Below are 23,674 nucleotides of genomic sequence, written 5' to 3'. Positions count from 1 at the left end.
ATCATGACGTCGATAAGGAGCATATATGAGGAATTGGTCAAATGGACTTAGAAATGTATTTCGCTTTCGAAAAATACGAAGCCGTTATCTCGCAACAATGATTCTTTTATCCGTGCCCCCTTTGTTTTTGCTCGGTTTCATTTCCTTTAACGTCGCCAAACAAACCATTATGGAATCGAACACGCAAACGAATCAAGACCATCTGAGAACCTCGAGCGAAGTTGCTGATTTAACTTTTCGTAACGCTATAAATTTAAACCGCTCTATCATTCTTGACGAAAGTATTCGCGATAACTTAAGGTTCCTCAAGGATACCTCTTCGCTAGTTAGCAAAACAGAGGTTAAAAATCAAATGATTAATGAGCTGCAAAAAATCATAAACAATGGTTTTATTAATTCAAGGTTTGTGGACTCCGTGTGCTTGCTTGATCTTAATAATGAGATTTATTGTTTAGGTCGTTCGGATAGGACAGGCATTTATAAAGGAGATAACAAATCTTGGGAGATTCAGAAGTCCGAATGGTATCGAAGAGCTACAGAAGGTAACGGAAAGGTCATTTTCTTTAGCGAGGATGTTTTTCAAGATTCCTCCAAAACATTTTCTACGGTTAAACTGTTTCGGGATTCGAGCAGCTTGAGCGGAGAACCGATTGGTATGTTAATCATTAATATTTCAAAATCCATATTTGATTCTTTCTTCACTGGTAGCCAAAAGTATGGGGGAGAATTTATTGCGCTTGATCATTCACAAGAAGAGATTGAAGTGGTCAAGCCTCCCCGAAGTAAAGAACTACAAGATGTGTTACAGAGTGGATCGGGGGATGTAGTTGAAGATTTTAAAAAGTTAGGTTATTTGACTGTCACGTATCGAAATGAAACGACGGGGTGGTCGTTTATCCACTTAGTGGAAGTCAAAGAATTGCTAAAGGAATCGAATATTATCGGAACGGCGTCTGCCATCATCGCATCTTGTATCGCCTTTGTCGCGATAGCCATATCGTATGTCATTTCTGGCAGCATTACTCGTCCGTTACTTCAAGTGAAAAAAATGATGGTTGAATGGGCTCGAGGTCAACGGGAATTCAACGAAACATTTGAACATGACGAGGTAGGGGCAATAGGTGAGACCTTCAAACGTATTACTGCTCAGAACAGAGAATTAAACGAGAAATTAGTCCATACCGAGCTACGTGAAAGAGAAGCGGAGTTAAAAGCACTTCAAGCTCAAATTAAACCTCATTTTCTATACAATACTTTAGACTCCATCTATTGGATGGCCAAGCTAAAGAAATATGATCAAGCTGCGGAGATGACCCTTGCTCTGTCGCAGAGCTTTAAGCTGAGCTTAAATAAGGGGAATGATACCTTAACGGTATCCAAGGAGCTGGAGCATATCCATCACTACATGACGATTCAAAATATAAGATATAATAACCGCTTCGAATATGTGGAGGACATTGAACCTTCCATTAAAGCGATGCAAATCTTGAAACTGTTACTTCAGCCGTTAGTCGAAAACGCCATTTATCATGGACTAGAACCGAAAGTCGGCAAAGGAACCATTACGCTCACAGGTAGTCGAGATGGAGATTATTTGCAGTTCGTCATTGAAGATAATGGCGTGGGCATTGATGATCTAGCAAAGATTAATGAAGGATATGGACTGCGCAATGTGAAAGATCGTTTGAAGATGTACTATGGAGCAACAAGCTCGATGCAAATAACGAGTCATGTTAACATGGGTACGCGTGTTGTGTTAAGGCTACAGCTTGGAGGGATAAATGATGCTTAAAGCAGTTGTATTCGATGATGAATATATTGTGATTGAAGGTTTACGTACAATGATTGATTGGTCTAGTTATGGAATCGAGCTTGTTGAGACAGCTACGGATGGAATTGCTGCTCTTAACTGTTTTCGTGAAGTGCAGCCTGACATTGTATTCACTGATATTAGAATGCCGGGAATGACTGGCTTGCAATTAATAGAAAAAATAGCAGAAGAGAAGCCGGACACTTACTGTATTGTGTTCAGTGGATTCAATGAATATGAATATGTGAGAAACGCAATTCGCTTAGGGGTTATTGATTACCTAGAGAAGCCGATTTCCATTGAAAGTATTGAGCAGGCTCTTCTTAAGATTCTTCAGCATGTGCAGTCAAAGAGAGATCAAGAAGTGCTGAAGCAGCAGCTACAGGAGACTCAAAGCGAAATTCTTGCAAAATTAACACTTGAGCTTCTTAATGGAAGCATGGAGCAATTGCCAAGATGGAAGATGTTATTAGGGTCTGATTCTGACCATTTCGTAAGCAGTACCGTAGTTAAATACGTTGAGGGTTACGATTTGAAAGATCTACCAGATTGCCAAGTGGTTATAACGCAAAAGGGGGAAGAGCATTTAGCCATTATCCTCCATTGCAAGCATCCTTCATCGGAATATTGGGAGAATCTCAAAACAAAGTTTGATTTACTTCCATATGGAATAGGCAGTACGTATCCTTATGTGGAGCAATTGGCAAAAAGTTATCATGAAGCACAAAAAGCGTTTGCTCTGATATCAAATGACCCTAATAAGCATGAATCGATTGATCGGGCAAAGTCTTATATTGAACAAAATTTCAAACGAGACTTATCTTTGAACGAAGTGTCTGATTATGTCAATATGAATTCGACTTATTTGAGTGTGTTGTTCAAGGAAGTAGTAGGAGAAAGCTATATTAAGTTTCTCACTCGTTGCCGAATGGAATATGCCAAAGAGCTGTTGCGAAAAGGTACGAAGGTTAATGATGTTGGAGAAATGGTTGGATATCGCACGTATAGGCATTTTGCTGAGGTATTTAAAAAGTATACGCATCAAACACCTGGGCAATATAAAGAAGAATTGTAAACTGTGATTGTTCTTAATGAAGGGATCCCTTAGGGATCCCTTTTTCTGTATAACGATTTCTAAAAAAAAAATCGGATATAAATCCATAAAAAATGACAGTCCCTTTCGCAGGATGTAAGCGTTTATACTAAGAACAACAGAGAACCCGGGCTCTGTTATAAGGAACCATAACATTGAATTGTCAGGGGGAAACAAGTTTGAAAAAGAATAAGGTTCTTCTTATGTTAACGGTTTGCACAGTATTGGCGGTCAGCGTTCTTTCCGGTTGCGGGAAATCGAATAATGAGAGCAACAATACAGCTACAAACGGCAATGCTACAGACAAGCCTGCCGAGAAGGTTACGATCTCGCTACTAACGGACAATACGCAGGATTTTGTTAACGTATCAAAAGCTGTAATCGACGCGTTCCAAGCAAAATATCCGTATATCACAGTAGAACATGAAACACGCCCACCAGGTTCGGAAGGTGATAACTTTGTAAAAACGAGGTTCTCGACTGGTGACATGAACGACGTGTTCTTCTATAATTCCGGTTCATTAATGCATTCACTTAATCCGGAACAAAATTTTCTTGACCTTACGAATGAGCCGTTTATGGAAAACGTCATCGATTCGTTTAAACCCACGGTAACTCTTAATGGAAAGCTTTTTGGAGTGCCGGCTGGTTCTACGATGGGCGGTGGCTGGTTCTATAATAAGAAGGTTTATGCTGAACTTGGACTAACCGTGCCGACGACTTGGGCGGAATTGATTGCAAACAATGACAAGGTCAAAGCGGCAGGGAAAATACCTGTAATCGGCACATATAAGGACAGCTGGACGACACAACTCGTTGTGTTGGGGGACTATTATAACGTACAAGCTCAAACCCCAGCATTTGCTGATGATTATACGGCTAACAAAGCGAAATACGCGACGACGCCTGCAGCATTGAGAGGATTTGAAAAGTTGCAGGAACTTGGAGAGAAAGGGTATCAAAACGAGGATTTCCTGGCGACGACTTATGATACGGGATTGAAAATGCTTGCTGAAGGTCAAGGAGCTCATTACCCGATGCTAACTTTCGCTATCCCAGTGCTTGAGCAAAACTTCCCTGATCTTATGAACGATATCGGCTTTTTTGCCCAACCTGGCGATAGTGCTGAACAAAACGGTTTGACGGTATGGATGCCTTCTGGGGCTTATATATCTAAACAAACTGACCATCCCGAAGAAGCGAAATTGTTCCTTGAGTTCTTGACTACACCTGAGGGAATTGCTGCATGGTCTAGCGCTTCCAAGCCTGTAGGGCCATGGGCGGTAAAAGGTGTTGATGTAGGTGATGACGTGGCTCAAGTTGTCAAAGACATGCTTCCGTATTTTGAAGATAACAAAACGGTTGCGGCATTGGAGTTTGTAAGTCCAATTAAAGGACCTAACCTTCCACAATTCACAGTTGAAGTCGGAGCAGGCATCAATACAGCACTAAAGGCTGCTCAAGGCTACGATAAAGACGTAGAAAAACAAGCGCAACAATTGGGTCTTGAGGGCTGGTAACAATACGAAGCAACGAGTCGGCCCTGCAAATATGCAGGGCCGACTGATTACAACAAGAAAAAGGAGATGGATGGGATGCCTAAGATACTGAAAAGAACGTACTCCTATACGTTCCTTATCCCAGCGGCAGTTATTTACTTGGCGATTTTTATTGTGCCGACGATCATGTCGTTTTTCTTTAGTCTGACGAGATGGACATTGTCCGACTGGGAATTTATCGGCCTACAAAATTATAAAACTTTTTTTGAAGAGACGGCATTGCGAATCGGATTTAAGAACACACTTATCTTTGCCGTTGTAACCTGTATTTTGAAAGTAATTGGTGGCTTGTTATTAGGTGTATTCCTTACTTCTAAGATCCGTACCAAAAACTATTTAAGATCGGTCATTTTCTTCCCAACTCTGGTAAGTACAATTGCTGTGGGTATTGCTTTCAGCCAGATGATGCATCCCTCGCAGGGCTTAATTAATAAGGCGTTAGGCCTTATCGGAATAAATGGACCTGATTGGCTTGGAGATACAAGCATTGCTCTTCTTTCCGTTGCATTCGTGGATGTATGGAAAGGTGTTGGTTTCGCTACTGTTATTTTTATTGCGGGCATATTGTCCATTCCTGAGGAATATTACGAAGCCTTACAAATTGATGGGGGCAACGGATGGAACAAGTTTTGGAGCATTATCGTCCCGCTAAGCCGTCCTGCGATGAATACGGTCATCATCCTATCTTTCATTGGAGGACTTCGACAGTTCGACCTGATTTGGGCGATGACTAAAGGCGGACCTGGATTCTCAACTGATGTGATCGCGTCCATTATTTATAAACAATATATTTCCGGTTTCTTTGGTTTATCGACAGCCGGCAACGTTCTTCTATTTTTATTTGTGACTATTCTCGCGTTCCCGCTGCAAATGTACTTGAATCGTAAAGAGGTGGATCTATAATGAAAGGCTTCAAACAACTATGGGTAGAGATTGCAGCTGTCGTTATGACCATCCTATTATTTTGGGTCCCCCTCTATTTCGTCATCGTAAATGCTTTGAAGAGTCCGCAAGAAGCGGCATTAATGAATATGAAGTGGCCAGAAAAGATTCACATTTGGGACAATATTGTTGAAGTCGTTCAAGCTAGGGATTATATGCTGTTCCGTGCTTTCTATAACAGTACATTGATTACGGTGATATCTATTGTTATTTTAGTTGTCATATCTGCAATGGCAGGATTTGTCCTGCAAAGAAGGACCGATAAGGCGACACCTTTTATTAACTTTTTCGTTTTCGCCGGTCTTATCATTCCACCTGCTGTCGTACCAACGATCTGGGTACTACAGGAACTAGCGCTCTTCAAAACGTTAACAGGCATCGTTGCTGTAGAGGTCGCGCTCGGATTCCCGTTCTGTTTAATCTTATTCCGTGGTTTTATGGTAGGCATCCCGAAGGAAATCGATGAAGCAGCCGTTATGGACGGTTACAATAAATGGCGGTTATTCTTTGGAATTATCCTTCCGTTGTTGAAGCCTGTAACGGCAACGGTTGTTATTACACAGTCCGTATTTATTTTCAACGATTTTACGAATCCGCTCTACTTCTTCCCAGGAGCAGATAATGCCACAATACAGCTTACATTGTACAATTTCACGAGTCAGTTTGTATCCCAATGGAACTTATTGTTCACGAACATTTTGCTGATTACGCTTCCGTTGCTAGTGCTTTTCGTTATATTTAACCAAAAAATCGTAGCAGGCATGACAGCAGGCTCCGTAAAAGGCTAGCCCATGTCGGAGGGGAGATAGAAAGATGGAGAAACCATGGTTGGAGAAGCAGAAGAGTGTAGAAGAGAGAGTAGCACTCTTGCTTGGCGCAATGTCAATAGATGACAAGCTTGCGATGATGCACGGAGGCAGTCCAGCTCCGGAATTGGGGATTCCTGTAATCAAATTAAGCGATGGCCCTAGTGGCGTAACTAGCGGAGAAGGTGCCAACTCTCCGGGTACGCAAATGCCCGCGCCAATCGCTTTAAGCGCCACCTTTAATCCCGAAACAGCGCGCGAATATGGAACGGTACTAGGAAAAGAAAGCAAGGATCGAGGAGTTACAATTTTGCTTGCCCCTACGGTTAATATCGCAAGATCGGCGCTTAACGGAAGAACATTCGAAGCGAGTGGGGAAGACCCTCATTTGACTAGTGTTATGAGTGTTCAATTCGTTCAAGGTGTCCAGCGGCAAGGGGTTATTGCCAACGTGAAACACTATGCGGCAAACAATCAAGAGACGGATCGATTCTCGCAGAACAGTATAATCGACGAACGTACGCTTCGCGAAATTTATTTGCCTGCCTTCGAAGCGGCGGTTGTTGAAGGCAGGGCAGGTACCGTGATGGCATCCTATAACAAGATTAATGGGACAGCCGGTACAGAGAATCGCGAGCTTCTTACTAATATATTGAAAAACAATTGGGGCTTTGACGGATTTGTCATCTCGGATTTTCTTGCTACTCAAAGTACGGTAGAGGCTTTGCAAGCGGGACTAGATTATGAGCTTACTTTGCCTTTTAAGCGGTACTTTGGCGAGCCTCTAAAGCAAGCGTTGCAGAACGGTCAAGTCCTTATCGATAAGATTAATGAGGCAGTAGGCCGCATTTTAGGGACGTTGTTCGCTTTCGGGCACTTTGATGTAGTTCCAAACTTGGCGACTTCCCTGCACCCTGAAGCATCCCTGCGATCAGCACTGGAGTCTATCGTCCTGTTAAAGAACGAGGATTCTATACTGCCTCTTAGCAACAATCAAAAGATAGTTGTTATTGGTCAAGCTGCTTCTGACAAAATGATTGCGTCAGGAGGAGGCAGCGCACACGTGGTATCGGGATCGACTGTAAGTCCAATAGACGGAATCTCGAAGATGGCTGTGGGTGGGAATATCAGGTATGTTCCAGGCACTACGCCAATCCCCGCCGGACCGAAGTTCATGTACGGCTCGCCGAACGAGAATCTTACTGTTCCCGCCGAAGCTTTCGAAAACGGCCTAGTTGCGGAAATATATTCGTCAAGTGATCTTACAGGCGCCCCCGAGCAAACGGAAAACTTTGCGAATCTAGATATCGTATGGCAATTCGGTCCCCCACCGCCACGATCCGCGAAGTGGAAGGGAAGAATTAAGCCAGGCGTGACCGCACTCCATACTTTTTATCTCCCCTCATCGGGTGCGAGCCGTCTATATATAGCTGGAGAACTCATCATCGACAATTGGGAACAGCAAAATTTCTACGGATCTGGCGTAGCAAAGCTCGATGAAGGGAAGCTTGTAGACATCGAGGTGCACTTTAGTTCTGAAGGTGCGCCTCCGGCGCTACCGTGTATCTCTCTGCAGTGGTATCCGTCCACCGATCAAGAGCTCATTAGCGAAGCAGCAAAAGCGGCTTCTGATTCGGATATCGCTATCGTGTTTGTGAATGATTTTATGACGGAGAACTACGATAAGCCGAACCTATCGTTACCAGGATCCCAAGATAGGCTTATCGAAGCAGTGGCTGCTGCTAATCCAAATACGATTGTCGTGTTGAATACGGGGGGGCCTGTTCTTATGCCATGGGTAGACCGGGTGAAGGCTGCAATGCAACTATGGTATCCGGGGCAAGAAGGCGGAAACGCCATTGCCAAAGTATTGTTTGGTGATCACAATCCATCAGGTCGTCTTCCGGTTACATTCCCTGCTGCAGAGCATCAGGTTCCAGCGTCATCCGTAGGGCAATTTCCCGGTGTAGGTCTGAGCTCCGTCTATTCGGAAGGGATGATGGTAGGGTACCGTTGGTATGATGCCAACAAGATTACTCCGTTATTCCCGTTCGGTCATGGATTATCGTATACGACGTTTGCTTATGAGAACCTGGAAGTAGAAAAAAGTGAAGGTTTCGTGACAGTCAGGCTTCGAGCGAGAAATACAGGAGAGCGGGCTGGATACTGTGTCCCTCAGCTTTATTTGGGATTTCCTGAAGGAAGCGGTGAACCTCCGAAACAACTGAAAGCATTTAAGAAGGTTTACTTAAATGCAGGTGATTCGGTTGATGTCGAATTCGAGGTAGGACGCCGCGCGTTCTCAATTTGGTGTACGACTACGAATCGTTGGGTAGTTCCGAACGGAACGTATTCTATATTAATTGGTCATTCGTCTACTCATATTACTTTGGAGCAAAGGCTGGAACTGACTGGACATGACAAATGAGAGAGGGGGGAAGCCAAGTGTCCGCGATACAGGTTAATAATGAATTTGTGTTAGAGGCTGAACGTCTGAAGCCTAAGCTGCTCGAAGGTCAAGTAGCGCCAGTAGCGGTCGTGGAAGCGATAGCGGATGATTGTGCTTTTCAAGGATGGCAGATGAAAAGGGTCGATGAATATAAGCATCTATCGAATCGGTCATTCGGAAAAAATGAAAGCATTACTCTAGATTTCGGCGATCATCTCGTCGGATACGTATCCTTTCGGGTTGAATCGGTAGGTAGTCCCCCAGACGCTCCATTAAAATTAAAGCTGATCTTCGGAGAGATGCCTTGCGAGATTGGGGAATCGTTCGAAACCTATAATGGGTGGCTCAGCAGCTCTTGGCTGCAAGAGGAAACGTTATTTATTGATGTGCTTCCTGCAATCGTACATTTACCTCGAAGATATTGCTTCCGATATTTAAAGGTTACAGTTCTCGATGCCTCAAGGAAGTATAGCGTACGTTTTTCCGATATCCAATGTACAACCGTGACATCGGCGGACGTAGAGCAGGTTGCTCCACTTCCTGCTCACATGCCTGATGATTTGAAGGTCATGGACCGAATTGCTATTAAGACCTTACAGGATTGTATGCAGACCGTTTACGAGGATGGACCAAAACGCGACCGTAGATTATGGATAGGAGATCTGCGACTTCAAGCGCAAGCCAACTACCTAACCTTCCATGACCGGGATTTAGTTAAACGTTGTCTATATTTGTTCAGCGGGATGAAACTATCTGACGGTTCAGTGGGCGCCTGCGTGTTCGAGAAACCGGAGCCTCATGTCGATGATACACGGTTATATGATTACTCGCTATTTTTTGTATCCTGCCTTTATGATTATTGTATGGCAACGCAAGACCTTGAAACAGGATTGAAGCTATGGCCAACAGCATTCGAGCAACTGAAATTGGGTGTCTCTCGTCTGGACTCGCGCGGCATCGTTATTGACGATCCGTCTTGGTGGTGCTTTATCGATTGGCATGATGATCTGAACAAGCAGGGACCGGCGCAAGGGGTATTAATTTACGCATTAAAGCAAGGGCTCGGATTGACTAAAATACTAGGTCGCCCAGACGAAGAAGAGTGGATCACCGAACAAATTAAATTTGCTACGGACGGTGCGTTGTCGCAGCTGTGGGACTCGAAACACGGCGTATTTGTAAGTGGTGCCGATCAACAAGTTTCGTGGGCAACGCAGGTGTGGATGACGTTAGCACAGGTGCTTCCGATAGAAAAAAGTTCGGAATTATTTGACCGTCTGCATGCGAATCCGCCTTCGATAGGCATGAATACGCCGTACATGATGCATCATTATGTTGAGGCCTTATTTTCATGCGGACAAGACACGAAGGCTTGGGAAGTTATCCACTCTTATTGGGGTGAGATGGTGAAGGACGGAGCAGATACATTCTGGGAGTTGTATAACCCGGCGGATAAAAAGCTTTCGCCGTATGGTAGTAATCTCATTAATAGCTATTGTCATGCTTGGAGCTGTACGCCAACTTATTTTATCCGTAAATACTGGGTTTAGTGTTTCTTTGAAACATGTCGGAACCTCATGTTTAATCAGCGTCAGATTGGACTTTGTTAAAGCTCTAGTCTGACGCTGTTTTCTTCTTTAGTTAGAAAAGGTGATTTTCAATCGTGGACACCTACAAATAGAAGCCCGCTCGTTGTCCATTTCTTCGCATACAAATCGTAGACAATAGCGGGATTATAACCCGAATAGTCTGCAGCCACGCAATGAACATAATTCGCCCCTTGCTCAGCGGTACGGTACCGAAACTACTGTCTGAATTCTACGGAGCATTCGGTAGCAAATACGACTAATGCGTGTCGACAATATTAATGGTTGAGACTGCTGTAGCGAAAGAGACTAAGTCGGATAAAGAAAATGTATATACCTCAGAGCCAACAGAAGAACAAGCCTCGGCAATTGAACCTTTAATCACCAAAGCAGGGGGTCTTGGCGATACCAAGGAGGCTATCGAGCAGGTTCTTGGAACAAGTGAGAATGAAAAAGATGATTTGTTCAGCTCATATCAAAATAATACAATTCTCATAATGTATGCTGAAGATGATGTGACGAAGAAAAATACAGCTAACAACGTAACCTTGTCGTTTGAAACTACGGATTCACCTCGGCGGACTGCAAAGGAAGCATTAAATGAGGTTTCCACGATTATTCCGAGTGATGCGGTCATAGTCAAGGAATATACTGCTGATGTGGGCCGTGATGTCGTTCAGTATGAGAGTGAAGCTCTTGCTTTACAGATGAAAGGATACTATGATTTTGCTACGACACTCGATCCGGAGTCAAAACCTGGCACCTTCATCGTTGTATATAAGCACGATGATGAAGGAATTTTCTCGGGTGTGGTTGGGATAGGGAGTAATCCATAAGATTGAGTTAAGTGAAAACAACCCAACGATACATGCATTCGATACTAGTAATCGCCTGTTTAAACTAACGGGAGACGTCACCGTTTTCGTCGAAGGTGTTATTGAGGGTATAAGTGCAGAAATGGCTTTCTAAGCCATGTATCGTTTTACTCTGAATTGATAAGCAGAGAAGCCAGTCAGTAGAACTTTATCACTACAATCCATGCAGAAGATTAAAAGAAGTGATCTTATACCTCCTCGGTAATGGATCATTTCTTTTTTATATAATATAACTTTTCTAAATTTAAACAGATGATTATATAGGTGAAAGTATAAAATATTCGATAAAGGATATTTCTGTAAAATTAGGAGGAGAGTCTATGAAAGAAAGCTGACTGTCATGCTTGTTAGCGCTCTCGGTGTGATGTCAGAGGGTGGCTGTTTTGTTGCGGATGCAAAACTGATCCGGATATGGGCACAGCCATCGGTAAAGACTGCACTTGATCATGGTTTGCTACAAGGCCGAGGCAATAACCGATTTTTTCCTTTGTCAGAGGCGACACGTGCGGAGGCAGTGACTCCGATCTTAAACATGTTTTACAAGAAAACAGGTTCGATCAGTTGAAATCAATAATTTGCATAACTCCGAATCGGAGAGAGCTTTTTGAGAAGCGGGCAGCTAATGGTGTAGGTGCACCGACGATGAAGACTCTTTAGTGAAACCCTTTTGAAGTATTCGTCCTGAGAAAGCTGCTGCTGATGTTGTTCAAACGGGGGCATGTTCAGGTTTAATTTCGTAATTAAATAGTGTCAAGTTCATAAGACGGTCGATCTCCATATATCGATCGTTTTTGTTTACGATGGGTTCAATAGTTCTAACCAATCAAGGATTCAACCCGATGTATACTAATAGTACTTGTTTAACTAAAATCTGGATGCAAGAGAAAAGTATAAAGTTGTTTACTCGTAATAAATGGCATCATAAGGAAAATCAAGTTCCTTCATACGATATTCTTTTGGCGTCATGGACATATACTCGCGAAAAACTTTGGCGAAATAGCTGGGACTGTCGAATCCGCACCGTTGGCCAATGTCCTGAATGGGGATATCCGTCGTGCGGAGCAAGGCAATGGCTGCTTCCACCCGGCGTTCTCTCAGATAGACAAGAGGTGAAGTTCGACCGGCTTTCTGAAATAGCCGACATAAGTGCGATTTATTCATTCCACAATGCTCGGAGAGCGTATCGAGTGTGATCGGCGAAGCATAATGTTCCTTCATGAATTTTTTTGCTTTCTCGACCGTAGAGATTGAGTTAGCGCTAATTTCATTGCACTGTTCCCCGCTTGTTCGGACAAGCGTAAGCATCCACTCATAGACGCGAGCGGACAGCGCATATTTGTCCGTCACCTTCTCCTCACTTATGATGCGTAGAAGCTCCCAGAAGCCTTGAATCAATGGAGAGTGCGTCTCTCGCCGGATGACGGGGCCCTCTTGCTCTAGTACAAGATCCCAGATACGGTTGGCTTCTTCACCGCGGATATTCAGCCATATGATTTCCCACGGTTCATGGTCAATTGAGTAGTAGTAACGGTGAATGCTAGGAACTTTGACGAGAAAACCTGTGCCCTTGGGCAGAGGATAGCAGCGTTCCCCGTACTCCAAATAGCCCTGACCGCCAATTGTATATTGAAAGATCACATGACCGCAGTCCGGGCGCTCGTCGCCTGCAAAGCTGTATCCGGGGCTGATAATGTTCTGCCAGCCAATGGAGTCGAGTGTCAATATTGTCTTATCGTCATTACGAAATGCATAAGCAGTAGAAGTAATCATTATTATTTCCTCCCGAACAGATAAGTCAATTTTATTATATTTTATATCACTAAATTGTGATTGTCATCCCCCAGCGCTAACGTTAAGATCGTGATAGAAAAAGGAGTGAACAACATGATAAATGAGGAACAGGTAATCAGCCTGCTGCCTGACGAATATTGGTGGGGAGGACGCGCAGCGGACGGGCGCAGCATGCCCTACGGCAACGAGCTGTTCGAAGTGGATTTGGCCTCCACCGACAAAGGAAATCAAGCTTGCCCCTTGCTAATCTCAAACAAGGGCAGGTTTGTCTGGAGCGAAGAACCATTTTCGTTTCTATTCGAAGACGGATATTTGAAGGTTGTGGGGAATGCCGGAGAACTGATCTCCGGTGAGGGATATGAAACATTAAGAGGAGTATATCGATATGTATCTTCTACCTTTTTCCCGTCTGTGCCTGACATTCCCGAACCGCTACTATTCACGGCTCCTCAGTACAATCTGTGGATCGAGCTATTGTACGAGCCGACGCAAGAGAAAGTACTCCAATATGCCCAAAGCGTGATTGCTCACGGAATGCCTCCGGGCGTGATCATGATCGATGACAATTGGCATGGACCTTACGGAACATGGAGATTTGATGCTCTTCGTTTCCCCGATCCGAAGGGCATGGTGCAAGAGCTGCATGTCTTGGGTTTTCAAGTGATGCTATGGGTATGCCCCTTCATTAGCCCTGATTCCCGGATGTTCCGTCAACTTGAACCAACGGGTATTCTGCTTAAGGACCGGGAAGGTTTGACGGCAATCCGCAAATGGTGGAACGGTTATAGCGCTGTTCTGGATTGTACCAATCCGGATGCGGTGAAATGGATGCTAGATCAGCTCGATTACTTGCAATCGGAGTATGGAATCGATGGCTTTAAGCTGGATGCTGGCGATATCGAGTTCTATGAGAATGATGATAACAGCTTCGTGCCGACTACCCGGAACGGGCAATGCGAGGCATGGGCCAAAGTAGGGTTGAAGTACAGATTGAACGAGTATCGCGCTTGCTGGAAGCTTGCGGGGCAGCCTCTCGTTCAGCGGCTGAAAGATAAAAACCATGAATGGCAGGGGAACGGGCTTGATGCCCTCATCCCTGACGGACTTGCGCAAGGCTTGCTTGGCTACGCCTACACATGTCCCGACATGATCGGGGGAGGCGAATTTATGAGCTTTACCTCCGCAAAGTTAGATCCCGAGCTGTTTGTACGTTACGCCCAGTGCTCCGCGCTCTTCCCGATGATGCAGTTTTCAGCGGCACCTTGGAGGATCCTGGATGACGAACACTTGAGGTATTGTATAGAGGCAGCACAATTGCACGCTTCCTTTGGAATGGAGATACTGAATCTTGCCAATGAATCCGCCATCTCGGGGGAGCCCATACTGAGACATATGGCATATCAATTTCCTAATGAGGGGCTGGAAACGATTTTGGATCAATATATGCTGGGTCATTCGCTTATGGTTGCGCCAGCCCTCCGGAAGGGAGAGAGAACCCGCCAAGTCGTATTTCCCTCCGGCTCTTGGCTCGGTGACGACGGCAGCGTGGTAGAAGGACCGGCAGTACGGCATATTGACGTTCCGCTTAGCAGACTTCCGTGGTTTAGGATGTGTTGAACGAACATTTTGATTGCATATATAAAATATCGGGAATTTTGTCCGGTGCTGTTAAGGGATAATTTGAAAGGAGCCAATCATGATTCCTTCTTGGAAAAATATGTACACACAAAAGGAACCGCGTTCGAGGTACTATATAGGACCGACCCGAGTCGTCTGGCAATCGGTCGATCCCCATTCAAAGATTGAATATCCTGAAATATTGTTGGAGGGTAGGGACGGGCAATCCGTTCATGACTCGGCAGTACAGAAAACATGCGTGATGCGTCATTCGGGTTCTATTCCCGGAATACTTCTCGACTTTGGAATTGAGCTGCATGGAGCCGTGCAAATTTGTCTTGCAATGGGGAGTAACGCCGAGAAGCTCGGAGCCAATCTGCGTATCCGGTTCGGGGAATCGGCCATGGAAGCGATGAGCGAGATCGGCGGCGAAGGAAATGCAACGAATAACCATGCCATAAGAGATAGCGAGTTCAAGTTCAGTTACATGGGAGCCGAAGAGATCGGAAACACCGGCTTCCGATTCGTAAGGATCGACTTTCTGGATGAAGGACATGAGGTGCAATTGCTGAGCGTCAGAGCCGTGGCCGTCATGCATGACATTGAGTACAAGGGAAGCTTCCGTTGCAATGACGAATTGTTGAATCGGATATGGGAGACAGGAGCTTATACCGTGCACCTCAATATGCAAGACTATTTGTGGGACGGCATTAAGAGGGATCGTCTGGTTTGGACGGGGGACATGCATCCGGAAACTTCAACGGTTCAGGCCGTGTTCGGCTATCATGACGTTGTGCCGCGAAGTCTGGATTTCATTCGGGATACGAACCCGTTGCCGAGGTGGATGACGACATTTCCCACCTACTCCATCTGGTGGCTTCTAGTGCATCACGATTGGTATATGCATAATGGAGACCGCGATTATCTGCTTGAGCAGAAGGATTACATGGCAGGGCTGCTTCGACAACTAGCGGATTACGTAAGCGAAGATGCAATTGCAGACATCCCGAATCCGTTTCTGGATTGGCCTTCATCTACGAATCCCGAAGGAGTGTCAGCGGGCGTCCATGCCTTGTTTATATGGTGCATGGATGTGGGCGCTAGGTTGATGGAAGGGATGAGCGACTTAGAAACGGCAGACTTGTGCCGAGGGACAGAAGCCAGACTGCGAACGGTTACTCCGGATTGTAACGGAAGCAAACAAGCCGCCTCCCTGCTCGTTCTCGCGGGGATGCTCGATCCAAAGCAAACGAATCAAGAGGCAATAGCGCCGGACTCCCCTAAGGGATATTCCACCTTCTATGGCTACTACATGCTCAAAGCCCGTGGAGAAGCAGGCGACATTGCAGGCAGTCTGGAAAGTATTCGCACTTATTGGGGCGGGATGCTCTCGCTCGGAGCGACGACGTTCTGGGAGGATTTTGATATCAACTGGTTGAACAACGCCGCGCGAATTGACGAGTTGACTCCGGAAGGAAAAATCGATGTCCATGGCACTTACGGAGGCTATTGCTACCAAGGCTACCGTCATAGCTTATGCCATGGTTGGGCATCGGGTCCAACTGCTTGGTTATCCGAGTATGTGCTTGGCATTCTTCCGGTGGAGCCCGGGTGTAGGACGATTCGTATCTCCCCGCAGCTTGGGGATCTGGAGTGGGCGGAAGGAACGTTCCCGACCCCGAATGGAATCATTAAAGTGAAGCATATGAAGCAGACAGATGGTTCTATACTCTCGGAGATTGTAGTGCCGAATGGGATTACTGTTTTAAAGGACTGAATAAGGCTCACCTTAAAGTAACGGGATAATTAACCAGTTGCTTTAAGGTGATTTTTTTGGTCAAAAAAAGATTCCAGATCAAAAATTACCCCAATGTACTTTTCTGAATCTACTAGGTGACAGGCCAGTAATTTTCTTGAACATTCTGCTGAATACAGCGATATCTTGATATCCAATGTCTAGAGCAATCTGCTGAATGGAGTTATTCGTATGCACCAGCAGATGTTTAGCTTTATTTATCCGATATTGAGTAATTAGGCTAAATGGAGTCAAGCCCATTATTTGCTTAATTTGTCTTGTTAAATAATCGGACGAGAAATGAAAACGAGTGGCTAATTCCAAGACCGTCAAAGGCTCCACATAATGCTGTTGGATGTAAGCAATAACATCATGGATAGGCTTGTTAGCTTCTTCTGTTACAGTTCCAGAGTTTATTAGTCGTTCGTTACTTACTTCTACATTAAAGAACTGTAAGATACGGTAACCACTAGGGTGTCGTTAAACCCATATAGAATCTGTTTTGTTCAGAAAAGCAAACGGAATTTTCCATTGACTATCTATTCATTTTCATCGTTAATGGATAGAGACGAGTACGATGTTTCGTGCTTTGCGTTTTTTAAGCGCTTACAAAACAGAAGTGGGGCGGTTGGTTTAGATGGAGCAAAGGGGTAACAAGTGGAAACCAACTTATTGGATACAAAAGATCATACAGAAGTATAACGACTTGAAGCTTAAACATAAATTCATGTTCGCTCTACTCCTGTTTATGTGTCTAGTTTGTAGCGTCAGTTTGCTAGCACTGAATTATTCCTACAAATCATATGACGAGCAACTATACAAGCAACTGTCCCAAGTCTTAAATCTATCGTTGATTGATATCGAGAACAATATAGAGAATGTGGAGAAGCAATCTTTAGATATGGCATTCGATAGAAGCAATCAGGAACAACTGGTGAAAATAAAAACGACCGTAGGAAATTACGAGAAGTATAAAGTACTCCGGAATTTCACGAATAAAATAGAGCTATACAGCACGACGGAAAAGAAAATTTCATCGATAAGTTTCGTTGATCCAACTGGCTACGATATCACGATAGGCCGCGATTTGCGAGCGCTTGATGAAGCTCAAAAAAAGGAGATCATTCAGCAAGCGTTAGAGCAGAAGGGTGGATTGATCTGGCTTGAACCGACTGAGACGCGCCCTTATTTAATCGCCGCAAGAGAAATCATGTCGATTACCAATCCCATATTGGAGCCGCTTGGCACCTTATTGTTTCAAATTAATCCAAACGAATTATTCAATCAGCATTTGAAAGCATTGCCCTACGATAATACGGAGTTTTTCGTTTTATCGAAGCAGCGGGTTGTGTATGCGCATAGCTTACATCTGGATCTAGACCTGGATCAACAACAAATGCAGATTTCAGGTAATCAAGGGTATTCGATCAAGAAGATAGCGGGCAAACCTTATTTTATGGCCTATGTCACCTCTGACCGGTTGGACTGGACGTATGTCAGCGTTCTCCCTTACGATCAGATCTTCAAGCACAATATTCAGTTACGTAACCTCGTCATCATGATCTTCATCGTCTTATTCGTTATCGCGATCTTCGGAGCGTTCTGGTTATCCAGATCCGTCACTAAGCCGATCGAGAAGTTAACGAAGCAAATGACGATTGCAGAGAGAGGGGACTTCGATATAGCGGACTTGGAATGGAAGTCCAATGCCCGGTCAGACGAGCTCGGATACCTTCAAAAACGGTTTTATATTATGATCAGCAGAATAAACGACTTAATTGAAGAGAACTACAACAAACAGCTGGTCATTAAGGAGACCGAATATACGGCGTTGCAAGCGCAAATCAATCCGCATTTTCTGTACAACACGTTAGGATCGATCAATTGGCTGGCAAGGGCGAACAACCAAGAGTCGATTTCCATGATGGTGGAGTCGCTGAGCGTATTGCTTCGTTCATCCATAGGAAATATGGAAGCCGTTATTTCGATTCGTGAGGAAATCCTTATACTTGAGCACTATATCAATATTCAAAAGGTTCGCTTTACCGATCAGTTGCAATTCAATGTCGAGATTGAAGAAAGCTTCCAAGATTACCGGATTCCAAAATTAACGTTGCAGCCCATCGTAGAGAATGCAATCCGACATGGTATGGAAAATATGCTTGGCGTGTGCAATATCACGGTATTGGCGCAGGAGGAATCGGTAGAGTCCGGGTTCATCGTATTAACGGTCATTGACAATGGGCCGGGGGTTGAAACGGAGATGCTGAATAAGATGCGTAAGCATGAGGTCGAACCGAAAAGAAAGGGAATCGGACTCAGAAATATTCATGAGCGACTGAAGATTCTATTCGGCGAGCCTTGCGGCCTGGATTATGAAAGCATTCCGGGAAAAGGGATGAAAGTTCGCATCACTATTCCGACTAGGAGTTGATGGACATGTATAAAGTACTGCTCGTGGATGACGAACAACTCGTCAGAGACAGCATTTCCAACTTGATCGATTGGGAGAGACATCAGTTGGTGTTATTAGGTGCCGCAAAGAACGCCTTTGAGGCAATCGAACAAATCCAAGCGCAGCAACCGGATATCGTCATTACGGATATTAAGATGCCGGTCATGGATGGATTGCAACTCATCCGCAAGGTGCGAGCCATATATCCTTCCATAATCTTTGTTGTGCTATCTGGATACGGCGAGTATGAATATACGAGTCAAGCGATGGAGCTGGGCATCCGGCATTATTTGCTTAAACCAACCAACGAGAATAAGATTATTGAAATCGTTAGCGCCGTTAAGGAGGAGCTGGAACATAAACAGAAAGAGGAGCAATTTATCCAGAGCTTGGAGAGCAAGCTGAATAAGACGCTTCCGTTCGTGAAGGAACAATTGTTAAGGGATATTGCCGTTACGGGCGTATATAGCAAAAGTGATTTGGATTACTTCGCGGAATTATTCGACATCTCCAAACAAATGTTCAAGGTTGTTCTCATCATGTTCGATAAACCTTGCGACTACATCGAGAAGTTCGCGTTAAAAAATATCGTAGATGAGATTATTACGGAAGACAAAATATTTCTGAGCACCATAATCGAGAATTGCGTACTGTTGCTGACCAAGGCGATAGACCTGCAGGATATTTCCGAATACCTGAATCGGACAAGACAGGTATACGAGAATTATTACAAAATAAATCTCTTCATGGCCGTAAGCCAAGAAGGGGCGGTTACGAATATTCGTTCGATGTACAAAGAAGCCCAGGAGTGCTTGAAGTATCGCTTCTATATAGAAGATGGCGGAATCATTACGATCAATGATATCGATAGTAACAGAAGAGAAAGGCATCAAGACATTCCGCTAGCCTTCGAAGGAATTGCATCGGCGGTCCAATCCGGTCGAGTCTCGGATCTGGAAGTGCTCTTGGAGGATCTATTCGTTAGATTTGAATCCGAGAAGTTAAAAATCAACGAAATCAGGGCGTATGGATTGGAGTTATTTCTGAACATGATCAGAAATAGCCGCGAAGAACTTCTTAGCAAGCAAATTCAGAACGTGTCCAAGTTTCAGGAGTTCGATTCCAGCCATTCGTTATTCGGATTCTTGAAATCGTTCGCAAGCGAAATCGCGAAAGAAAATTACGAGAAAACAATCGATAAGCAGAGTTCTCTCATCCAGTCGGTCAAAGAGATTGTGCAGAAGAACATCGGCAACCCGGATCTTTCTCTTAAATGGATTGCGAACGAGCTTCTATATATGAACGAAGATTATTTGGGTAAGGTGATTTCCAGGGAAACCGGCGGAAGATTTTCGCAATACGTATTGAGTAAAAGAATGGAGCTCGCCCAGCATTTGATCGTGAGTAGAACTGAACTCAAGATTTCCGAAATAGCCGGAATGACAGGTTTCTCGGAGGACGCACAATATTTCAGCAAGGTATTTAAGAAATACACCGGCTTCGCGCCATCCGAGTATAAAAAGAATCTAGAAGACAGTCGAAACTAGTTGATTTCGACTGTTTTTTTCAATTTCCAACTCGGATATTTCCATTCTTCGTATGAAGAGAGGATGTTAGGATGATTATAGAGGTTAATCCTCTCTCATTCACAGGCCTGTGATTGGCGGACTGACAGCGAAATTATGAAAGGGGTTACGTCGCAATGAAGAAAAGCCGTATTCTGATTCTATTAACCCTCATGCTGAGCACAGTGGTTTTCTCGGCATGTTCAAAGAATGACAACAATACCAGTCCTTCCGCAAGTCCACCCGCAAGCGATGCTTCCTCATCCACAAGTGAGCCAATTGCTACCGCAAGCGCTGATCCGGTCAACTTGAGAATGACTTGGTGGGGGAATCAACCGAGACATGATGCGACTAACAAAGTTCTCGAACTGTATTCAAAGAACAATTCGAATGTGACGTTCTCGCCTGAATTTTCCGGATTCGATGCGTATTATGACAAGCTTACAATGCTGGCGGCAGCAAATAACATGCCTGATGTTTTCCAGTGGTATGTGGGCAATGATCAATATTTCCAAAAAGGTCTTGTAGCACCGTTGGATGAATACGTGGAAAGCGGCCTAATCAATACGGATAATATTGCGCCGAGCGTCGTGGACACGGGAAGACTGGATGGAAAATTGTATGGGATTTCGCTCGGTATTAACGCGAAAGCCATGGCGGTTGATCCGGTCATCTACGAGAAAGCCGGTCTGACCGTTCCGGAGAACGGCTATGCGACTTGGGAGGATCTGGAGAAGGATCTTGTGAAGATCAAAGAAGTAACGGGGGCATACGGCGGTAATGACCTGATGGATCTCAACAACATGCTGAGCTATTATGCCAGACAATATGGTCAATACTTATTCGATGAATCCGGCCTTGCCATTGACGAGGCAACATTCGTTAACTATTACACGCTGAAATTGAAATTGATGGATGAAGGATTGATTCCGCCGGTCGATGTGATTCTGACATCTAAAGGGATCGAGGATTCCGAGCTCGTTAAAGGAACAGCGGGCATCGCCTTTACGTATTCCAGTCAGTTCGAGCAATTGGAGAAAGCGGCAGCCAGGCCGCTCAAGCTAATCCCGCCTCCGGGCCCGAATCAAGAGAAGGGACTTGATGTTAGACCGGGACTGCATTTCGCAATCTCCGCCGATTCGAAGAATAAAGAAGAAGCCGTCAAGTTCATCAACGCCTTCGTGAACGACTTAGAGGTCAACAACATTCTGAAAGGCGAACGAGGCGTACCGGTTTCATCGGCGGTGCGAGAAAATCTGCAATCGTCGTTGTCTTCCGCTCAACAACAAAGTTATAAGTACATGGATTACGTATCGGAGCATAGCAGTCCTGCGGATCCTAAGCTGCCAAGCAACTTTGCCGAAATTAACGAACTTCTTATAAGCTTGAATGAACAGATTCTGTACGGAAAAATGACACCTGCGGATGCCTACAAGAAACTGAAAGACGAAGCTGCCGTGTTGGCGGCCAAAAAATAAAATACATTCCGATATATCAGCCGGGTCAGCTACGATCCGGCTGGTGTAATCAAGATGGGGAATACACATGACAAAAACGCAATTGCTGAGACGTAAAATTAGCGACAATGAAAACTTGGCCGGTTATGGCTTCATATTGCCATGGATAATTGGATTCTTGGGATTGACGCTCATTCCCGTAGTCAGTTTGATCTATTTCGCTTTTACGGAATACGATCTTCTCTCGTCGCCCAAGTTCATCGGATTGGATAATTTTTCCGCTATTTTTCATGACCCGAAATTTTATCAATCTTTGAAAGTTACACTCAAATACGTCATCATTGCCGTTCCGTTGCGATTGATCGTCGCCTTGGGGGTTGCCATGTTGCTGAATCGCGGATTCAAGATGATCGGGACATATCGTACGTTGTTGTACATTCCTTCGATTATCGGCGGGAGCGTAGCGGTAGCAATCATGTGGGCTCGAATTTTCTCAAGAGATGGAGCAATTAACTCCGTCATTGAAAGCCTATTTGGCGTCGTGGTTAACACGTCATGGATTGCAGACCCCGATACGGCGATGTATACGCTGATTCTCCTTGCGGTATGGCAATTCGGCGGCGCTATGGTGATCTTTCTGGCCGGATTGAAAAATATTCCCACAAGCTATTATGAAGCAGCAGTCGTGGATGGGGCGGGAGCGTTTCAAAAATTCGTTCGTATCACCATGCCATTGCTGACACCGGTTATCCTCTTTAATCTAGTCATGCAGATGATCGGCGGGTTTATGACCTTTACCCAAGGTCTCGTAATTACGAATGGCGGTCCTCTTGATACTACGTTATTTTATCAATTGTACGTTTACAATAAGGGTTTTCTGTTCTTTGATATGGGGTACGCCGCAGCATTATCTTGCATTTTGCTCGTTATCGTTGCCGCATTAACAGCGCTTATTTTCCGATCTTCTACATCCTGGGTTCATTACGATTGAAAGGAACACAACCATGAACTTGAAGCGTAACCATTATAAAGCGATTCTGTTTCATTCCATTTGTATTCCCGCCGCGCTGATCACGCTCTATCCGGTGCTCTGGATGATTTCCAGTTCGCTTAAGGAGAGCGCGCGTGTCTTTGTCGAAGCCGGTTCTTTGATTCCTGATGGCTGGCATTTTGATAACTACGTGAGAGGATGGCGTGGTTTCGCCGGTATTTCATTCGCAGTTTTTTTCAAAAATACGTTCATCATTACAATATTGGATGTCATCGGAGCCTTGTTATCCAGTGCAATGATCGCCTATGGATTCGCTAGAATCCGGTTCAAATTTAAGAAATTCTGGTTTGCGACCGTTATCTTATCCCTACTGCTGCCAGGTGAGATTATCCGGATTCCGCATTATATTCTTTTCTATAATCTGGATTGGGTGAACACATTCTTGCCACTAATTGTACCGTCATTTTTCGGGAGTGCATTCTTTGTCTTCCTTATCATGCAATTCATTCGGACCTTACCTTACGAGCTAGATGAAGCTGCCAAGATGGACGGTTGCAACCGGTTCTCCATCTTCTACAAAATTATTGTTCCGTTGATAGTGCCAGTGTTGATAACGGCTGGAATATTCCAATTTTACTGGTCATGGGACAGCTTTATGGGGCCACTTATCTATTTAGGAACCCCTAAGCTTTACACTGTGAGCGTTGCCTTGCGTTTATTCGCGGACCCGAACTCTCAAACGGATTGGGGTGCGATGTTCGCCATGTCCACTTTGTCGCTCGCCGTTCCAGTAGCCATTTTCTTTATTTTCCAACGCTACATCGTGGAAGGTATAAGCACGAGCGGTATTAAGGGCTAACAAGCCTACATCACTAGGAGGTTT

18 protein-coding genes are annotated in these 23,674 nt (G+C 44.6%); 16 read left to right on the top strand and 2 right to left on the bottom strand.

Annotated elements, in window-relative coordinates:
* The first annotated feature begins 25 nt into the window (after positions 1–25).
* From AC0YN0_RS21970 to AC0YN0_RS21930, 9 genes are all read left to right on the top strand, one after another.
* Entirely contained in the window at positions 26–1,792 is a 1,767-nt protein-coding gene (locus AC0YN0_RS21970; RefSeq protein ID WP_475823172.1) for a cache domain-containing sensor histidine kinase, read from the top strand.
* Positions 1,782–2,885: a response regulator gene (locus AC0YN0_RS21965; RefSeq protein ID WP_475823171.1), complete on the top strand. Its 1,104-nt coding sequence runs from the start codon at positions 1,782–1,784 to the stop codon at positions 2,883–2,885. The genes AC0YN0_RS21970 and AC0YN0_RS21965 overlap by 11 nt, the downstream gene beginning before the upstream one ends.
* Positions 2,886–3,106: 221 nt before the next feature.
* A complete protein-coding gene (locus tag AC0YN0_RS21960; protein WP_475823476.1) occupies positions 3,107–4,423 on the top strand; it encodes an ABC transporter substrate-binding protein in 1,317 nt (438 codons plus the stop codon).
* Between the two features lie 75 nt (positions 4,424–4,498).
* Positions 4,499–5,365: a carbohydrate ABC transporter permease gene (locus tag AC0YN0_RS21955; protein ID WP_475823170.1), complete on the top strand. Its 867-nt coding sequence runs from the start codon at positions 4,499–4,501 to the stop codon at positions 5,363–5,365.
* Positions 5,365–6,192, top strand: coding sequence for a carbohydrate ABC transporter permease (locus AC0YN0_RS21950; RefSeq protein WP_475823169.1), 828 nt, complete (start codon positions 5,365–5,367; stop codon positions 6,190–6,192). Before AC0YN0_RS21955 ends, AC0YN0_RS21950 begins: the two co-directional genes overlap by 1 nt.
* Before the next feature lie 25 nt (positions 6,193–6,217).
* The gene (locus tag AC0YN0_RS21945) at positions 6,218–8,638 is read left to right on the top strand and encodes a beta-glucosidase (RefSeq protein WP_475823168.1); all 2,421 of its coding nucleotides are present in this window, start codon (positions 6,218–6,220) and stop codon (positions 8,636–8,638) included.
* 17 nt (positions 8,639–8,655) lie between these two features.
* Positions 8,656–10,209: an alpha-L-rhamnosidase-related protein gene (locus tag AC0YN0_RS21940; RefSeq protein WP_475823167.1), complete on the top strand. Its 1,554-nt coding sequence runs from the start codon at positions 8,656–8,658 to the stop codon at positions 10,207–10,209.
* Between the two features lie 317 nt (positions 10,210–10,526).
* The gene (locus tag AC0YN0_RS21935) at positions 10,527–11,081 is read left to right on the top strand and encodes a hypothetical protein (RefSeq protein ID WP_475823166.1); all 555 of its coding nucleotides are present in this window, start codon (positions 10,527–10,529) and stop codon (positions 11,079–11,081) included.
* A gap of 379 nt (positions 11,082–11,460) precedes the next feature.
* Entirely contained in the window at positions 11,461–11,685 is a 225-nt protein-coding gene (locus tag AC0YN0_RS21930; protein ID WP_475823165.1) for an S-layer homology domain-containing protein, read from the top strand.
* Between the two features lie 335 nt (positions 11,686–12,020).
* Here AC0YN0_RS21930 and AC0YN0_RS21925 read toward each other — a convergent pair whose 3' ends face one another.
* Positions 12,021–12,890, bottom strand: coding sequence for a helix-turn-helix transcriptional regulator (locus AC0YN0_RS21925; RefSeq protein ID WP_475823164.1), 870 nt, complete (start codon positions 12,888–12,890; stop codon positions 12,021–12,023).
* A gap of 114 nt (positions 12,891–13,004) precedes the next feature.
* On the opposite strand from AC0YN0_RS21925, the gene AC0YN0_RS21920 reads away from it, so the two are divergent.
* Both AC0YN0_RS21920 and AC0YN0_RS21915 read left to right on the top strand, forming a co-directional pair.
* Complete coding sequence (locus AC0YN0_RS21920; protein ID WP_475823163.1) at positions 13,005–14,528, top strand: glycoside hydrolase family 31 protein; 1,524 nt, start codon at positions 13,005–13,007, stop codon at positions 14,526–14,528.
* A 79-nt stretch (positions 14,529–14,607) separates the two neighbouring features.
* A complete protein-coding gene (locus AC0YN0_RS21915; RefSeq protein ID WP_475823162.1) occupies positions 14,608–16,305 on the top strand; it encodes an alpha-L-rhamnosidase-related protein in 1,698 nt (565 codons plus the stop codon).
* 78 nt (positions 16,306–16,383) lie between these two features.
* On the opposite strand, the gene AC0YN0_RS21910 is transcribed toward AC0YN0_RS21915, so the two are convergent.
* Complete coding sequence (locus AC0YN0_RS21910; protein WP_475823475.1) at positions 16,384–16,680, bottom strand: helix-turn-helix transcriptional regulator; 297 nt, start codon at positions 16,678–16,680, stop codon at positions 16,384–16,386.
* A gap of 280 nt (positions 16,681–16,960) precedes the next feature.
* Between AC0YN0_RS21910 and AC0YN0_RS21905 the strand changes: the two genes are divergently transcribed.
* From AC0YN0_RS21905 to AC0YN0_RS21885, 5 genes are all read left to right on the top strand, one after another.
* Entirely contained in the window at positions 16,961–18,757 is a 1,797-nt protein-coding gene (locus AC0YN0_RS21905; protein WP_475823161.1) for a cache domain-containing sensor histidine kinase, read from the top strand.
* A gap of 5 nt (positions 18,758–18,762) precedes the next feature.
* Positions 18,763–20,325: a response regulator transcription factor gene (locus AC0YN0_RS21900; RefSeq protein WP_475823160.1), complete on the top strand. Its 1,563-nt coding sequence runs from the start codon at positions 18,763–18,765 to the stop codon at positions 20,323–20,325.
* 155 nt (positions 20,326–20,480) lie between these two features.
* Positions 20,481–21,821, top strand: coding sequence for an ABC transporter substrate-binding protein (locus AC0YN0_RS21895; protein ID WP_475823159.1), 1,341 nt, complete (start codon positions 20,481–20,483; stop codon positions 21,819–21,821).
* A gap of 67 nt (positions 21,822–21,888) precedes the next feature.
* Complete coding sequence (locus AC0YN0_RS21890) at positions 21,889–22,791, top strand: carbohydrate ABC transporter permease (RefSeq protein WP_475823158.1); 903 nt, start codon at positions 21,889–21,891, stop codon at positions 22,789–22,791.
* A gap of 13 nt (positions 22,792–22,804) precedes the next feature.
* Positions 22,805–23,650, top strand: a complete 846-nt coding sequence (locus AC0YN0_RS21885; RefSeq protein ID WP_475823157.1) for a carbohydrate ABC transporter permease — start codon at positions 22,805–22,807, stop codon at positions 23,648–23,650.
* Positions 23,651–23,674: the final 24 nt, after the last annotated feature.

Source organism: Paenibacillus sp. J22P218, from assembly GCF_056269195.1.
This window is presented reverse-complemented; position numbering and strand designations above follow the sequence as displayed.

Bases quoted from the DNA above. Each gene is read 5' to 3' on its own strand.
- AC0YN0_RS21970 (WP_475823172.1), top strand. From the start codon at position 26: ATGAGGAATTGGTCAAATGGACTTAGAAATGTATTTCGCTTTCGAAAA.
- AC0YN0_RS21965 (WP_475823171.1), top strand. From the start codon at position 1,782: ATGATGCTTAAAGCAGTTGTATTCGATGATGAATATATTGTGATTGAA.
- AC0YN0_RS21960 (WP_475823476.1), top strand. From the start codon at position 3,107: ATGTTAACGGTTTGCACAGTATTGGCGGTCAGCGTTCTTTCCGGTTGC.
- AC0YN0_RS21955 (WP_475823170.1), top strand. From the start codon at position 4,499: ATGCCTAAGATACTGAAAAGAACGTACTCCTATACGTTCCTTATCCCA.
- AC0YN0_RS21950 (WP_475823169.1), top strand. From the start codon at position 5,365: ATGAAAGGCTTCAAACAACTATGGGTAGAGATTGCAGCTGTCGTTATG.
- AC0YN0_RS21945 (WP_475823168.1), top strand. From the start codon at position 6,218: ATGGAGAAACCATGGTTGGAGAAGCAGAAGAGTGTAGAAGAGAGAGTA.
- AC0YN0_RS21935 (WP_475823166.1), top strand. From the start codon at position 10,527: ATGGTTGAGACTGCTGTAGCGAAAGAGACTAAGTCGGATAAAGAAAAT.
- AC0YN0_RS21930 (WP_475823165.1), top strand. From the start codon at position 11,461: ATGCTTGTTAGCGCTCTCGGTGTGATGTCAGAGGGTGGCTGTTTTGTT.
- AC0YN0_RS21925 (WP_475823164.1), bottom strand. From the start codon at position 12,890: ATGATTACTTCTACTGCTTATGCATTTCGTAATGACGATAAGACAATA.
- AC0YN0_RS21920 (WP_475823163.1), top strand. From the start codon at position 13,005: ATGATAAATGAGGAACAGGTAATCAGCCTGCTGCCTGACGAATATTGG.
- AC0YN0_RS21915 (WP_475823162.1), top strand. From the start codon at position 14,608: ATGATTCCTTCTTGGAAAAATATGTACACACAAAAGGAACCGCGTTCG.
- AC0YN0_RS21905 (WP_475823161.1), top strand. From the start codon at position 16,961: ATGGAGCAAAGGGGTAACAAGTGGAAACCAACTTATTGGATACAAAAG.
- AC0YN0_RS21900 (WP_475823160.1), top strand. From the start codon at position 18,763: ATGTATAAAGTACTGCTCGTGGATGACGAACAACTCGTCAGAGACAGC.
- AC0YN0_RS21895 (WP_475823159.1), top strand. From the start codon at position 20,481: ATGAAGAAAAGCCGTATTCTGATTCTATTAACCCTCATGCTGAGCACA.
- AC0YN0_RS21890 (WP_475823158.1), top strand. From the start codon at position 21,889: ATGACAAAAACGCAATTGCTGAGACGTAAAATTAGCGACAATGAAAAC.
- AC0YN0_RS21885 (WP_475823157.1), top strand. From the start codon at position 22,805: ATGAACTTGAAGCGTAACCATTATAAAGCGATTCTGTTTCATTCCATT.